Raw genomic sequence first — 18461 nt, 5'->3', positions numbered from 1 at the left:
AAATTAACTTTATTAAATTGCATATACAATAGAAAAGGTGCATATTTACATATCAATGAAAATATGCACCTTCCCTCAGGGATATCATCAGGCATTCGCTTCTATTACAAAGATTTCTATGTCTCTACCAATTACTTTTTACATTATCCCCTTAAAAAGTAATGCTCTTAATATATTCATTATTCCCTACACTTGATATGCAGGTATTGGTCTCCCCTTTTCGTTCATTGCTTTGCATCTTTTATACTCTCTACTTTTCCGTTAATAAAATGGACTTCTCTTTTATTCCTTCAAATTCATTTAGTAGATACATAGCTATTTTTTCAACTGCAGGTGAATCTACTATTTCCTCATGTGATCCAGGGACTGAATACCTATTTACTCTACCTTTTAATAAAGGTCCCCAATCTGTAAACAACTCTTTTCCTTCCTCAGCACTAAAGTAGAGAACTTCTCCAGAGTATGGTATTAAATCATGCTCTGCCATTAAGTTCAGGCATTTCCTATGAGCATTGATAACTTGCTTCAAATTCATAAGATCTGCATCAGGCGGGAGTACTCCCTCCATAATTAATCGCTCCACAAGCATATCTTGTTTATGGATGAGGCCTTCTTCCTGCTCAGTAAAATCTCTAGGAATGAAATGCTCATATATATATGAGAGCATTTCTTCTCTTGTTTTATAGTCCTGCTCTGAAGGTACTTTAGTATCCATTAGTATCAACAACTCAACTTCCTCACCTTGATTCTTTAGTACAGTTGCGATTTTATAAGCAATTGCACCGCCTAAAGACCATCCTCCAAGACGATATGGACCTTCTGGCTGAACACGTTTGATTTCTTCGGTGTAAAGTTGAATTACTTCCGGCAAAGTTAACTCGTCAATTTCTTTCTTTTCTATAAGAGGATTCTGTAAACCATAAAATGAACAATGGTTCTTAAGCAATCTTGCTAGTTGAATGTAACAGAATACATTCCCCATAAACGGATGAACGCAGAAGAAAGGTCTTTTCTCTGATTCTTGTAGTGGAACTAGCGCTACTACTGATTTCGTCATATCATGCTTATCACGAATAAGGCATGCGATTCCTTCCACTGTTGGATTCTTAATCAATGTAGACACCTTAATCTCTTTTCCAAACTTCTCCTTAATTTTTGAAATCAATTTAATTACAAGGAGAGAATGTCCCCCTCTATTAAAGAAATCATCATTTACATAGACATCTTCTATCTGTAACACATCCTGCCAGATTTTAATCAACTGATATTCAATTTCATCCCTTGGAATGATTGGTGTAGACAAATTATTTTCTCTTTGAATTGTTAAACTGTTCAATGCCTTTCGATCAACTTTTCCATTCGGTGTAAGAGGAATCTTGTCTACCTTTATAGAGTGTGCGGGAACCATATAATTCGGTACTTGTGTCTTGAGATATTCACGCCAGTCATGCATACTTCCATCTCCAACTACATAAGCAACCAATCTCTGCTCTCCTAATTTATCCTCTGTTACCAAAACTACTGCTTCTTTTACCAATGGATGCCTCTCTATACTCGCTTCAATCTCTTCAAGTTCAATACGAAAGCCCCTAATTTTCACTTGATTATCAATTCTTCTCAAGTAATCTAAATTACCATCAGGTAAATAACGAACCAAATCTCCCGTACGATATAAACGCTCTTCTTCATTAAATGGATGACGGATGAATCGCTCTGTTGTTAATTCTGGACGATTCAAGTATCCTCGCGCTATACCTGCACCACCAATATATAGCTCACCTGTTACACCAACTGGAACAGGTAACAAATTTTTATCTAATACATAAGTTTGAACGTTCGGCAACGGACGTCCAATTGTAACTCTCTTACTATCTGTTTCGATATGATAACACGTTGCATCAACCGTACATTCTGTAGGACCGTATACGTTATAAAAATCAATTTTTTCAGTCTCTACTAGCTGTTTCCATAATGACGGCATGATTGCTTCACCACCGACTAATATCTTACTTGGTACATGAACATCAGCACTTGTTTCTAGTAATCCTCCATCTATAAGTAATTGAAGTAATGAAGGTGTCATATCAAACATTTCCAATTTATTCTCCCTAATATAAGACACAAATCGTTCCGGATTAGTGCGAACTTCACTTGGGATAATATATAAACTTGAACCATACAGCAGCATTTGTAATTGCTGAATAGATACATCAAAGGCAATTGACGCATTCAAACCGACGCGCATATTACTAGGTATGTCATGTGAGAAAACTTCTTTTTGTAAACCATAGGATAGGTTTATTACAGAATGGTGCTGTACTAAAGCCCCCTTTGGATTCCCTGTCGAACCAGAAGTATAGATAACATACGCTAAGTTTTCCCCTGTTACCTCACATATTGGTGAAAGTTTGCTTTCTTGAGAAAGCATTGCTTGGTCCCTATCTAGGCAAACTGTCTTGATGTCTTTAGGTATCCATCCTAGTAATACCTCATTTGTAACTAACACTCTAATTCCCGTGTCTTCTAAAATATATTGCAGGCGGCTTTCCGGATTCGATGGATCTAATGGAACATAGGCTGCTCCAGCCTTCCAAATTCCCATGAGACCAACAACCATCTCAACTGAACGCTCAAAGCAAAGGCCAACTAATGACTCTGTCCCAATTCCACATTTCTGTAAATGATGGGCTAATTGATTAGCTCTTTCATTCAGCTCTCGATATGTTAGTTGCTGTTTTTCATCTACCACTGCCAACGCGTCAGGCGTACGATTTACTTGCTCTTCGAATAGTTGATGGATTGCATTCTCACGTGGATAGGATATAGTATTATTATTCCATTCTTCCAATAGCTTTCTTTGTTCAGCTTCCGTAATATATACTAGCTCCGATAGATTTTGATCAATGTTTTTGAGCATTTGCATTAACACTTGGTGTAAATGACCCAGCATTCGTTCAATGGTTACTCTATTAAACTTACTACGGTCATACATTAACTTTAACGATAACTGGATTCCTGGAACTACAGCTAACCCTAATGGGTAGTGGGTTTGTTCTACCCCTTCCAATTCACCAATTTCCAGATTTTCTGAAGACTCCTCTTTCACTGGATAATTTTCAAACACATATAAACTATTGAACAGCGGTATTCCTCTAGGAACTTCACTCCACCCCTGAATCTCTGTCAAAGAAGCATACTCATATTGTCTTCTTTCTATCTCTTCCTCTTGTATCTTCTGCAACCAATCTATTAATTTTATATCATCCATCAATTGAATTCGCGTCGGTGACGTTGTAATGAAAGGACCTACGATGTTTTCAACATCAATAATCTCCGTAGAACGCCCTGAGCTTGTTACACCAAAAACAATGTCATTTTCTCCACTATATCGGCTCATGAGATATGCCCATGCACCTTGAATTACTGTACTCAAAGTAAGTTTATTGCGTTTCGCCCATCCTTGTAACGCTTGAGTCTGCTCTTCTGATAAATACGTAACCTTCTCTGTGTAACCTTTTTCTTCCTCTTTACTTTCTAAGCCCAGCAAAGTTGGCGCAGTAAAACTTTTTAGCTTCTCTCTCCAGAATTGTTCCGCCTGCTCCTTATCTTGCTCTCTTAACCATTGGATATATTTCTTATATGGTGAGGACTTAGGTAACTTCACAGCTTCTCCATTCATTCTCTTCTGATAGACTGTAAGTAATTCATTAAATACTAATGGTAAACTCCATCCATCCAGTAAAATATGGTGATGGGTCCAAACAATCCGATATTCTTCCTCACCTTCTTGAATGACTGTTACCCGCATCAATGGTGCTTCATCAAATTGGAAGGCTTGTTTTCGATCTAATGCCAAAAAGACTTTTCTTTTTTCCTCTATCTCTTCACTTGTCATTGTACGCCAGTCTTCTTTGTTCACTTTAAATGGGATATTTTCATAAACCACTTGTACAGGTTCTTCAATTTCGTCCCATACAAATGCTGTACGAAAAATTTCATGCCGCTGAATTACAGATTTCCACGCCTGCTCAAATGTAGAAATATTCATTTTTCCTCGAATCATAAAACTCAATTGCACTATATACGGTGCAACATGTTCATCCCCTTGGTCATGCAATGTGTGGAAAATCATACCTTCTTGCAAAGGTGATAGTGGATATAAATCAGTAATCTGATTGTTCTTTCCGCGATGCATTTTGTTTAGTACATTTGTCAAACCTTCTTGGCTAAGATTAGCCATTGCAAAATCCGAAATGGTCAGTGCAGATTCTCTATCTGAAAATTGAATCAATGTACTCAGTTGATATAGCATATTCTGTGCAATACTTTGAATCGTTGATTTGGCAAATTGTCCAACATTGTATACCCAAGTGAACTGAAGTTTTCCATCCGTTACAACCCCAATTACATCAATTACATGCGATCGCTTGGAACCGGCAGCATGATCTAAACGCTTAAATTCGTTCTCCGGAATAAACATTGCATCGCTAGAAAACATTTGGTCAAATTGTCCAAGATAGTTAAAACTAATAGACGGTGTATATTGGGAGCTTAATGGCTCACACATTGTTGTGTTCATGTAACGCAACACCCCATAATCAACACCCTTATTAGGAATTTTGCGAACTTGTTCTTTAACTGCTTTTAATGCTGCAATTGGGGTATTAGCACTAGTAATATTTAAATGAACTGGGTAAATACTTGTAAACCATCCCACAGTTCTCGATAAATCAACATCTTCAATAATCTCTTCTCGACCATGTCCCTCTAAATCTACGCTCAATATCGGCTGCCCCGTACATGCTGCCGTAGCTTGTACTAATGCTGCTAATAATACTTCATTGATTTGGACACGGTGAATGCTTAAAGTCTCTTGCAATAACATACGGGTCTCATTCTCATTTAACACCACAGTAATTTCCTCAGTTACTGCGCTTACTGGATTACTTATAGTACCATCTACCGGCAATTTAACTACGTCTTGTTCAGCCTGCTCCTCCCAGTAATGTAGCACTTCTTTTGATAGTCCAGTTTCAGCGTAATGATGTAATTTCTCCGACCATTCTTTAAAAGATGTACTCTTCATAGGTAATTGAGTTTTCTGACCTTGGACTACTTGCGTATATGCTGTTTGCAAATCTTCCAATAAAATTCGCCAAGAAACACCATCCACGGCTAAATGATGAATTGTCCAAAATAATCGGCCAGCGTGCTCACCTTCATCAAAATACACCATTCTCATTAGCGGACCCTCATGTAAATTCAAACTTTCTTGTGCAACATTAATCTCTTTTTGAATAACCTGATGCCAATCCGCTTCCGGCACTTCGTCTAATGAAATGACAGTAAGCATCAATTGTTCTTCTATTCCTTCATTCCACTGTTTCCAAACCCCATTAGGTAAACGTTCATATCTTAAACGCAGAGCATCATGATGAAGTAGAAGGTTACCTGCCGCCTTTTCCAGTGATCCTATGTCCAATTTCTCTTTCGTTCTGAAGAACATGGATTGATTCCAATGATGTGGGTTAGGATGATTTTGTGCAAAAAACCTTTGCTGAATAGGTGTAAGTATCGTCTCTCCAGTTATAATTCCTTGTTCAGCTTGTACACCTTGTTCTTCTTTGACTACTTGCGCCAACTCAGCAATCGTTTGGTGTTCAAATATTTGTTTTGGTGTCAATTGTAAACCAGCTTGCTTCGCGCGCGCGACAATCTGAATGCTAAGAATTGAATCTCCACCAATTTCAAAGAAGTTATCATTCATACCAATACGTTTTGAACCTAGCACACGTTCCCAAATGATAGAAAGCTTATGTTCACGTTCATTTCTTGGGGCCACGTATCCTTCTTGTGTTCCTTGATAATCTGGTATAGGTAACGATTTCCGATCAATCTTTCCATTTATGGTTAGCGGTAATTCTTTCATTTCGACAAAGTAGGAAGGTATCATATGGATTGGCAGCTTTGTTTTAAGATACTCTCGCCATTCTTCTAAATTGCCTTCGCCCACTACATAAGCTACCAGCCTCTTATCTCCCGACTGATTTTCCCTAACCATTACAACTGCCTCTTTTACCAAGTCATGCTCTTGTAAAGTCGACTCAATCTCTCCAAGTTCAATTCGAAATCCTCTAATCTTCACTTGATTATCCATTCTTCCCAAGTAGTCTATATTACCATCAGGAAGATATCTCACAAGATCACCTGTTCTATATAACCTCTCGCCTTCTTTGAATGGATAAGAAATAAATCGTTCGGATGTTAACTCTGGACGATTCAAGTACCCCCTTGCTAGACCTGCTCCTCCGATATAAAGTTCCCCCATCACACCAACTGGAACTGGCAACCTATTTCTATCTAATACATGAGTTTGGATGTTAGGCAATGGACGCCCAATTGTTACTCTCTTACTATCTTTTTTGATATGATAGCATGTTGCATCAACCGTACATTCTGTAGGACCATATACATTATAAAACTGGATTTTATCAGTCTCTACTAGCTGTTCCCATAATGACGGCATAATTGCTTCACCACCAACCAGTACCTTACTTGGAACATGAACGCAATCGCACGTTTCTAACAATCCGGCATCTATAAGTAATTGAAGCAATGAAGGTGTTATATCAAAGATTTCTAACTTGTTCTCCCTAATATAAGCTACAAACTGCTCCGGATCACTTCGTACTTCGCTTGGAATAATATACAAACTTGAACCATAAAGCAGCATTTGTAATTGCTGAATAGATGCATCAAAGGCAATTGACGCATTTAAACCGACATGCATGTTAGATGGTATCTCATGTTCGAAAACCTCTTTTTGTAAACCATGCGACAAGTTTATTACAGAATGATGCTGTATCAAGACCCCCTTTGGGTTCCCCGTCGATCCCGAAGTATAGATAACATACGCTAGGTTTTCTCCTGTTACTTCACATTTTGGTGAAAGAATGCTTTCTTTTGAAATCATTGCCTGATCCCTATCTAGACAAACTGCCTTGACTTCTTTGGGGATCCAACCTTCTAATGACTCATTCGTAACTAATACTTGAATTTCAGTGTCCTCCAAAATATATTGTATGCGACTTTCTGGATATGATGGGTCCAATGGAACATATGCTGCTCCAGCCTTCCAGATCCCCATAATACTAACAATCATCTCAACTGAACGCTCAAAGCAAATTCCAACTAATGATTCAGTCCCAATCCCACACTGCTGAAGATAGTGGGCCAATTGATTAGCTTTTTCATTCAGCTCTCGATATGTTAACTGCTGTTTTTCATCTACCACTGCTACCGCATCAGGTGTACGATTTACTTGCTCTTCAAACAACTGATGAATCGTACTTTCCCGTAGATATGCTACAGCATTATTATTCCACTCTTCCAACTGTTTTTGCTGTAATCCTGATAATATAGGCAACTTAGCTAATGATTTATCAGGATTCTCCACGATTACATTCAACCAGTTTCCAAAATGTTCAGCCATGGATTCAATAGTTAAGCTGTCAAATAAATCAGTTCTATAAACAAAAGTAAGTAATAAACCCTCTTCCACTTCTGCAGCTGTTAAACTTAAATCAAACTTAGCGATTGGAGCATTACTTTCCATTACTTCTATATTTCTTCCATGTAGTTCTGGTAGCTTCTGTCCCGTATTTTGCAAAGTAAACATGGTTTGGAAAATCGGAGAATGGCTTGTATTTCGTTCAGGTTGGATAACCTCTACAATTTTCTCAAACGGAACATCTTGATACTCATACGCCTTCAATGCTTTTATCCGTACTTGAGATAACAACTCTTGAAATGCCGGTGCATTACTTAAATCAGCTCGATAAACCAAGGTGTTGACAAAGAAACCAATTAGCCCCTCAATTTCTCGATAATTTCGATTTGCAATTGGGCTGCCAACAATAATATCCGTTTGTCCCGTATAACGAGCAAGGAAACTTTGATACGATGCCAATAAGGTCATGAAAAGTGTGGCCCCTTCTTGACGACTTAGTTCGTTTAATTTATCCAGTAATGAGCGTGACAACAAAACATTATGAGTTAATCCATGATGGGTTTGCACTGGCGGACGCGGACGATCCATTGGCAACATTAAGACTGGTAACTCACCAGATAATTCTTCCTTCCAATATGCAAGTTGTTGATATAGTACTTCATCTTTCAACCATTCTCTTTGCCACTGAGCAAAATCGGCATATTGAACTGGTAGTGGTTCCAGCTCTGCTTGTTTTTCACCAATCGCATTCTCATAAAATGCCATCCATTCTTGAAGTAAGATTTCCATCGACCATCCATCTGAGATAATATGATGCATATTACACAGAAGAACCCATTCTTCTTCTGAAATTCTTATGAGTTTCCCACGGAACAATGGCCCTTGTTCTAAATCAAATGGAGATTCGACTTCAGTTTGAATCCATTGCTCCAACTTTCTTTCTCGCTCCTCTAATGAAAGCTTAGTTAAATCCATTTGGAGAAGCGGACGGAAAACGTACGGTTGAATCTGCTGCACAGGATAGCCATCCTCTTCATAAAATACAGTCCGCAAAGATTCGTGACGCTCTATCAACTGATTCCATCCCAACTCCAATGCTTCAGGTAACCAATTCCCTGTAAGGCGGCATGCCATTGGCATATTATAAAGTGCACTATTAGGTGCAAATTGATCAATAAACCATAAGCGCTGTTGGGCATAAGATAGTGGAATATTATTTCCGCGTTCCATCGGCACCAATGGTGGAATTTCTCGTTTTTCGCTCCCCTTACGTAACTGATCTATTCGTTTCGATAATGCCTCGACCGTTGAATATTCGAACAGTTCACGTACCGGTAATTTGATTTGAAAGACTTCCTGTAAGCGTGAGACCACTTGTGTAGCAAGTAGAGAGTGACCACCAAGCTCAAAGAAAGAATCCTGAACACCAATTTCTTTTATTCCTAGCACTTGCCTCCACACTGAAGCGATAAGTTCTTCCAGCGGAGTTCGTGGGTATACAGTATTTTCGGCGGATTGTTCACTAAGTATAGGCAATGCCTTCAAATCAAGTTTTCCATTCGGTGTAAGTGGTAAAACTTCCATCTCAATAAAGTTTGTTGGAACCATGTAATTTGGTAAATGTGTTTGTAGATGTTCTCGCCATTCATGTACACTTCCTTCACCAACTACATAAGCTACTAATCTCTTGTCACCTTGATTATCCTCTCGTACCAATACAACTGCTTCTTTCACAGAAGAATGTGCCTGCAAAACAGCTTCTATTTCTCCCAATTCAATCCGGAAACCACGAATTTTCACTTGGTCATCTATACGGCCATGGAACTGGAGATTACCATCAGAAAGATAACTTGCTTTGTCTCCTGTATAATAGAGACGTTCTCCTGACTTGAAAGGATGTGGAATAAATTTTTCCTTTGTAAGATCCGGACGATTAGCATATCCACGTGCAAGATTCTTCCCTCCAATATAGAGATCTCCAATTACACCAATTGGTACTAGCTGAAGATGAGAATCTAACACATAAACTTCTGTATTCGCAATCGGTCGACCAATCGATGGCGTACCTGTTGTCACTCCTACAGGTACATAACAATCTGTGGTAACAACGGTATTTTCCGATGGACCATACTGATTAATTACCGCAAAAGGAATATCGTTAGATGGGTACTGCGTTAATTGATCCCCACCAGTAATGATAAAACGAAGATCCGTTTTATCTGGCCAAGATAATTTCAAGAGCCTTTCCAGAATAGGCGTAGGTGCAAAGCTAGCTGTTATTCGTGAATCGATGAGCCAGTCCCTTAGTGCTTCTGGATTAATTCTCAGTTCCTCTGTTGACAAGTAGAGTGCTGCGCCAGCAGTTAGATACGGCCAAATCTCCTGGACAGCCGAATCAAAAGCAACCCCTGCAATCTGAGTCGCACGATCCTCTGCTGAAATATGATAAACTTCCTGATGCCAAGAAACCATATTCATTAATGAGCGATATTCAACCATGACACCCTTCGGTTTTCCTGTAGAACCAGAGGTATAGACAATATAGGCTAAGTTCTCTGGATTTATTTGACGTGTAGGTGCGATTACGCTTTCCACCGTTAATTCTTCTAGCCTCACCATTTCGACGTGTGCGAAATGTCCTTCTTGCCCTTCCGCCGTCACTACAAATTGAATTCCTGCATCTTCAATCATGTATTCTAACCTTGATTTTGGATACAACGGATCTAAAACGACATAAGCTCCACCAGCTTTTAAAATGCCTAGTAAACTTGCCATCAGCTCAGCTGACCTCGGAAGATAAACTCCTACCACTGACTCTGGGGCTACTCCCTTTCGCCGTAAAACATTTGCCAACTGATTTGCTTGTGTATCCAGTTCACCATAAGTCCACTGTTTTGTTTGATCAACTACCGCAATCGCATCCGGACGCCTTGCTACTTGCTCCTCAAATCTGTCGCAAATAAGACCCTGATGAGACATTTCCATTACAGTGTCATTCCATGTTTCTAATAACAAAGTACGTTCGGGTTCCGATAGCATGCTCAGGTCATGCAACGGATTTTGTGGGCGATGAGAAACTTCATGTAGCCATTTCTCAAAGTGTCCTGCCATCCGTTCAATAGTAGTAGCATTGAATAAATCCTTATTGTACTCAAAAGTAAAAAGTAATCCCTCTTCCGTCTCAACTGCCATTACACTTAAATCAAACTTTGCAATTGGACTATAGCTTTCTATCATTTCAATACTTCTACTAGACAACACCGGTAATTCTTGTTTCATATTTTGCAAGATGAACATAGTCTGGAAGATTGGCGAATGACTTGTACTTCGCTCCGGTTGCACAACTTCTACAATTTTTTCAAATGGAATATCTTGATATTCATACGCCTTCAATGCCTTTTGACGAACCTGATACAGTACATCTTGAAATGTCGGTCTACCACTTAAATTAGCTCGATAAACCAGCGTGTTAACGAAGAAACCAATTAGTCCTTCAATTTCTCTATAATTCCGATTCGCAATTGGGCTTCCGACCAGGATATCTTCTTGTCCCGTATAACGAGATAGAAAACTTTGATATGCAGCTAAAAGCGTCATGAAGAGTGTAGCCCCTTCTTTTCGACTAAGTTCATTCAATTTATCATGTAGCGTGCTTGGCAGAACCAGAGTGTATATCGACCCGTGATGAGTTTGTATTGCGGGACGCGGGCGATCCACAGGAAGTTGGAGTACAGGAAGCTCCCCAGACAATTCTTCCCTCCAATATTGGAGTTGTTGATCAAGCACCTCCTCCTTTAGCCATCCTTTTTGCCACTGAGCAAAGTCGGCATATTGAACCGGTAATGGTTCAAGTTCCGCTACCTTTCCATCCGTTGCTTTCTCATAAAATGCCATCCATTCTTCAAGTAGGATTCCCATTGACCATCCATCTGAAATGATATGATGTAGAGTACAAAGGAGTATCCATTCTTCCTCTCCCACGTGCAAAATACTTGTCCTGATTAATGGACCCTCTGTTAAATCAAATGGCACTTCTGTTTCTTGTTGAATTAAACGTTTAACTTCTTCTTCTTGGTCTTCAGAAGAAAGCATAGTTAAATCCGTTTTCGGAATTGATTGAAAAGCATACGGTTCAATTTGCTGTACGGGTTGACCGTTCACTTCGTGAAAGACCGTCCGCAGTGATTCATGACGTTCTATTAGTTGATTCCATCCCGTTTCCAATGCTTCAAGTAGCCAATTCCCTGTAAGGCGGCATACCATTGGTATATTGTAAAGGGCACTATTAGGTGTAAATTGATCAATGAACCATAAGCGTTGTTGGGCATAAGATAGTGGGATAGCTTCTCCTCGTTTCATTGGTATCAGCGGCGGAATCTCTCGTTTTTTATCTCCTTTACGTAACTGATCTAATCGCTTTGCCAGTGACTCCACCGTTGTATATTCAAATAGTTCACGTACTGGTAATTCAATTTGAAAAATTCCCTGTAAACGTGAAACTACTTGAGTAGCTAGTAGTGAATGACCACCGATTTCAAAAAAGGAATCCTGAACATTAATATTTTTTATTCCTAACACTTGGCTCCAAACGGAAACGATAAGCTCCTCCACTGGTGTTCGTGATGAAGTAATATCTTCACTTATGAACTGTTCTTCTAATTCCAGTAAGGCTTTCCGATTCACCTTACCATTTGGAGTGAGTGGCATAACTTCAATTTTGAAAAAGTATGCCGGAACCATATAATGTGGCAGTTGCTTCTTGAGATATTCACGCCACTCCCCAGTATCGCCTTCACCCACTACATAAGCTATTAACTGCTTATCTCCTGGTCGATCTTCCTTCACCAACACGACTGCCTCTTTTACAGATGAGTGATCATGTAAAGCTGCTTCAATTTCTCCCAATTCAATTCGGAATCCTCTAATTTTAACTTGGTTATCTATTCTTCCAATATATTCTAAGTTACGATCATTCATATATCTCACCAAGTCACCCGTTCGATATAATCGTTCCCCATCCTTAAAGGGATGCGGAATAAAACGTTCAGTAGTTAAATCCGGTCGATTGAAGTAGCCACGTGCTAATCCTACTCCTCCAAGGTAAAGTTCCCCTGCCACACCAATCGGGACGACTTGTTGATATTGATCTAACACATACAACTCTGTATTATCAATCGGACGACCAATCGGAATAAGCATTGGTTCTTTTTCTAAATCACAATCGTAATAAGTCACATCCACAGTTGCTTCAGTAGGACCATACAAGTTAATTAACTTTGTTTGCTGAACATTGTAAAAGATCCCCTTAAACCGGCGAACCTGCTCAGTGTTTAACGCTTCTCCACTAGTAAAAACTTGAATTAAAGACGATACATCCCTTTTCGAATTATATAGTTCCATATAATCTAAGAAAGTAGATAACATCGACGGAACAAAGTGCATGGTGGACACGCGATATCGTTCAATATACTCCTCAATCACCGCAGGATCTTTCTCTCCTCCTGGTGGAAGTAAACAAACACGTGCTCCTACAAATGACCACCAAAATAATTCCCATACAGAAACATCAAATGAAAACGGTGTCTTTTGTAGGATTGTATCCTCCCCGGACAATGGGTATTTTTTCTGCATCCACTGTAGGCGGTTGATAACGGAATGATGTTCAATCATTACCCCCTTTGGATTTCCCGTCGAACCCGAAGTGTATATAATATAGGCTAAGTTATTTGCTGTTACTCCACTTACCGGAGCTAAATTACTCTCTTTAGAAATCATCACTTGATCCCGGTCTAAACAAATTGCTTGAATATCTTTAGGTAACCAGTCCTGTAGTGCCTCTTTTGTTAACAGCACTTGAATTTGTGAATTCTCCAAAATATATCTCAGGCGGTTTTCAGGATAACTTGGGTCCAGTGGGACATAAGCCCCACCTGCCTTCAAAATCCCAAAGAGACCGATAATCATATCAGGAGAACGTTCAATACATATACCAACCAATGATTCAGGTCCGATACCTCGTTTTTGTAGAAAATGTGCCAATTGATTCGATTTTTCATTTAGTTCTTGATACGTTAGCTTTCCACCCTCATAAACTACCGCCACTGCATCAGGTGTCCGTGCAACTTGTTGCTCAAATAGCTCATGAATCATACAATCATGACCATAAACTACGTCCGTATCATTCCATTCTTCTAAGAGTTGTTTTTGCTCAGTATCCGATAACATTGACAGCTTTGTATATGATTCATCTGGATGATACGTGATTTCATTTAGCCAGTTCTCAAAATGTCCTGCCATACGTGCAATGGTACTACTATCAAATAAATCCGTGTTGTATTCAAATGAGACGAATAGACCTTCTTCCACTTCATAGGCAGTTAAGCTCAAATCAAATTTAGCAATAGACATATTACTTTCTACCATTTCAATACTTCTATCAGGCAAATCTAGTCGTTCTTGTTTTATATTCTGTAGCGTAAACATGGTCTGAAATATAGGGGAATGACTCATGCTTCGTTCAGGTTGCACAGCTTCTACCATTTTTTCAAATGGTATATCTTGATATTCGTAAGCTTTTAACGCCTTTTTCTTTGTTTGGTTCAAAATCTCCCGAAAAGTAGGGGTGCCACTCAAATCTGATCGATAAACCAATGTATTAACAAAGAAACCAATTAATCCTTCTACTCCCTTATGGTTTCGATTTGCAATCGGACTACCAACTAGAATATCTTTTTGTCCCGTATAACGAGCAAGAAAGCTCTGGTATGCGGCCATTAAAGTCATAAATAAAGTAGATCCTTCTTGTCGACTTATATCCTTCAATTGACTGAGCAATTTATAAGGAAAAATTACATGATGCGTAGCCCCAGAGTAAGTCTGTTTAACCGGTCGAGGTCGATCCACTGGCAGTTGTAAGATAGGAAGTTCACCAGACAATTCTTCCTGCCAATACGTAAGCTGACGATTTAGCACATCACCTTGCAACCACTCCTTTTGCCACTTCGCAAAGTCTGCATATTGAATGGATAGTGAACTTAATTTAGCATGATTTCCGCCCGTTTCTTCTTCATAGAAAGCAAGTAATTCATTCATGAATATACCAATGGACCAAGCATCAGAAATAATATGATGCATCGTACACAGTAATAACCATTCATCCTTCTCTAATTGAACAAGCTGATTACGAATTAAAGGACCATTCATTAAATCAAATGGTTCTTGCGCTTCTCTCGCAATTAAACTATCTACCTCTTTTTCTTTTACTTCTAGAGGAAGTTGAGAGTAATATCTTACAGGTAATGCTCTAGGAAGGAATTCGACAATTTGTTGCACAGGTTGTTCTCCTACTTCTTTAAAAACAGTTCGTAATGATTCATGGCGTTCAATGAGTCGATTGAATCCCTTTTCTAATGCTTCAGGTATCCAATTTCCTTTTAGATGCCATACTGTTGGAATATTATATAAAGAACTGTTTGGATTAAATCTGTCCATAAACCACAAGCGTTGTTGTGCATAAGACAACGGGAGTGCTTCTTTATTCTCCTTTTTTTGCATTTGCTTCTGAAGCCATGCTCTCTTCTCAGGAGAAAGTGAACTCAGCTTTGCAAGTAAATCACTTCTCATTTTTTTACCCCTTCCTCAATCAAATTACTCTCGAATATCCCTTGTGCTTCTTCCTCTGATAGCTCCTCTAATTGCTTAAGTAGTTCCAATAATTCTTCATCATTACTGACTTCTGCTTCTTTTTGAACATAGTCTTGAAGACTTACATTCTCCTTACTATCATTCTGCATTTCTTGATTTTTGTTATCGAGCAATTGATCAATCTGTTCTGCCAATTGCTGCACCGTATGAAACATAAATAAATCATGCAATGGTATCTCGATTCCAAAACCCTCTTTAAGATTGGAAACAGCTTGCGTAGCGAGTAGTGAATGGCCACCAATTTCAAAAAATGAATCTTGAATTCCGATGTTTTCCATACCTAAAACTTCATGCCATATCGAAACGATTGTTTTTTCCGTAGACGTACGAGGAGCAATATAACCACTTGCTATCTCCTGTCTCTCTGGTGCTGGTAAGGCCTTCCTATCAATTTTCCCATTAGGAGTGAGTGGAAATGCATTTAATCCAACAAAATAGGCTGGAATCATATAATTTGGTAGTTGATCCTTGAGATAATCACGCCACTTTTGAGCATCCCCGTCTCCTACAACATAGGCGATCAAACGCGGATCGCCAGGATAATCTTCCTGCACCATCACAATAACTTCGTTAACCAGTGTATGCCTTTGTAATGTCGCTTCAATTTCTCCTAGTTCAATCCGGAACCCACGAATTTTCACTTGTTGATCGATTCGTCCAACATACTCCAAATTTCCATCTGGTAAATACCTTACTAGATCTCCAGTCCGGTATACTCGCTCTCCTTCTTTAAACGGATGCGGTATAAAACGATCTTGCGTTAAGTCAGGGCGGTTTAAATATCCACGCGCTAACCCTGATCCACCAATGTATAGCTCACCAACTACACCAATTGGAACCATTTTTTGTTCGGCACTCAGTACATATACTTCTGTATTGAATATTGGTTTACCAATTGGTGGTACCCTATGCATGTCACACTTTTCTAGTTCCATATACGTGGAATACGTAGTATCTTCGGACGGTCCATATAGGTTGTACACCTTTTCGATCGTACTTCTCTCGTATAAATCTTGAACAAGCGAATATGGCAATGGTTCTCCAGCCAAATTCATCACCTTTACCGAAGAAGGGATTGTTTTTGCTCGAACCAGTTCCTTCGCTGCCGATGGTACAGTATTAACCAAAGTTACACCTTTGGTAGACAACTTCTCTAGATGTAGAGCATTTTCAGTGACAATCACCTTACCACCCATCGTTAAGGGAACAAATACTTCAAAAACGGATAAATCAAAAGATAGCGAAGTTGAAGCTAACACTCCCGCTAATTCCTTTCGGGAATACGTATGATGCGCCCAATGAATCATTGTTACTGTATTCCTGTGCTCAATCATTACTCCCTTTGGATTTCCAGTGGAACCTGAAGTATAGATAATATAGGCTAAGTTATCGCCCGTCACTTCACTCGTACATACTGTAGTTACTTCTTGTTCTATTTCTGCTCGATTACGATCAATACAAATCACGTTGACGAATTTAGGTATAACCATTTTTTGTTGTAACTTTTCCTGTGTCACCAGTACCTTTATTTGAGCATCTTCTAAAATGTACTGCAGTCGACTTTCCGGATACGCTGGATCAATTGGGACATATGCTCCTCCCGCCTTCATAATTCCTAAGAGACCGACAATCATCTCAGATGAACGTGTAACGCAAATCCCAACTAATGATTCGCATGTTACACCATTTTTTTGTAAATAATGTGCCAACTGATTCGAGCGTTCGTCCAACTCTCGATATGTTAGTTCTTCATCTTCGCACACTACTGCAATTGCTTCTGGTGTTTTTTTCACCTGTTCTTCAAACATTGTATGAATCGTACTTTCTTCCATATCTATAACACGCGATTTATTCCATTCCTCTAGTAGTTGCTTATATTCTACTTTCGATAACATATTCAGTTCTGATAGTACACATTTTGGATGAGAGACAATTTGATTTAACCAATGTTTAAAATGACTTGCCATACGCTCAATGGTTGTATCATTAAACAAATCAGTATTATATTCAAAGGTTAGTGATAATCCTTCTTCCGTCTCAGAAGCAAATAAACTCAAATCAAATTTGGCAACAGAAGCATGGCTTTCCATGAGTTCCATTTGTCTTTCAGATAGCTGAAGAAACTCTTGTTTCGTATTCTGTAAAGTAAACATAGTTTGGAATATTGGTGAATGACTTGTATTCCGTTCAGGTTTTACGGATTCTACCACTTTCTCAAATGGGATGTCCTGATACTCGTATGCTTTTAGCGCTTTTTTTCTTACCTGCGACAAAAGTTCTTGGAACGTCGGATTTTCACTGAAATCAGCTCGATAAACCAACGTGTTTGCAAAGAATCCTATTAATCCCTCAATCTCTTTCACATTTCGATTAGCGATTGGGCTTCCAACTATAATGTCGTCCTGTCCTGTATAACGAGAAAGGAAGCTTTGATACGCTGCCATCAATGTCATAAATAAAGTGCATCCTTCTTGCAGACTTAAATCTTTGAGCTTTTCCTGTAGGGAATTCGCCACTATTAAGGACTGACTTGCACCACGATGGGTTTGAACTGCAGGTCGAAGACGATCCATCGGTAATTGTAAAACCGGTAGTTCCCCAGATAATTCTTCCTTCCAATATTGAAGATGCTGATTCAAATTCTCCTCTTTTTGCCATTCCTTCTGCCACATGACAAAATCTGCATATTGGATAGATAACTCCTTCAATTCCACTGGTTTTCCGGTTAGTGCTCCTTCATAAAAAGCCATCCATTCTTCAAGTAAGATTCCCATTGACCATCCATCTGAAATAATATGATGCATCGTACAAATGAGAACCCATTCTTCCCTGTCCACTTTCAATATTCGTGTTCGAATCAGAGGATCTTGTCCAAAATGAAATGGTTCCTCCGCCTCGTTTTGAATAAGGCGTTGCATTTCTTTTTCCCTATCTTCCAAAGAAAGATCTGTTAGATTCGTTTGAGGAATATGTCTGAACACATGAGATTGAACCTGTTGAAAAGGTTCACCCTCTTGTTCTAGAATTGTCGTCCTTAATGATTCATGACGCTCCAACAATTGATTCCATCCGACCTCCAATGCTTCAATTGACCATTTACCTGTTAAGCGACACGCTGCATGAATATTGTACATAGCACTATTTGGCATTAATTGATCAATAAACCATAGACGTTTCTGCGCATAGGAAAGTGGGATAATTTCTTCTCGTTTCATAGGTACAAGAGGAGCAACCTCTCGTTTTTTAT

General features: G+C 39.1%; 1 protein-coding gene and 1 pseudogene. Both read right to left on the bottom strand.

Annotated features, from left to right (window positions below):
* Positions 1 to 250: 250 nt before the first annotated feature.
* Positions 251 to 15133, bottom strand: coding sequence for a non-ribosomal peptide synthetase (locus tag MHH55_RS06460; RefSeq protein WP_078186867.1), 14883 nt, complete (start codon positions 15131 to 15133; stop codon positions 251 to 253).
* Positions 15130 to 18408, bottom strand: a pseudogene (locus MHH55_RS36385) (non-ribosomal peptide synthetase); the annotation flags it as partial. The pseudogene MHH55_RS36385 and the gene MHH55_RS06460, both read right to left, overlap by 4 nt.
* Positions 18409 to 18461 lie beyond the last annotated feature (53 nt).

The sequence above is a fragment of the Bacillus sp. FSL K6-2944 genome (assembly GCF_038005385.1).
Classification (GTDB): Bacteria; Bacillota; Bacilli; order Bacillales; family Bacillaceae_G; genus Bacillus_A; species Bacillus_A cereus.
This window is presented reverse-complemented; position numbering and strand designations above follow the sequence as displayed.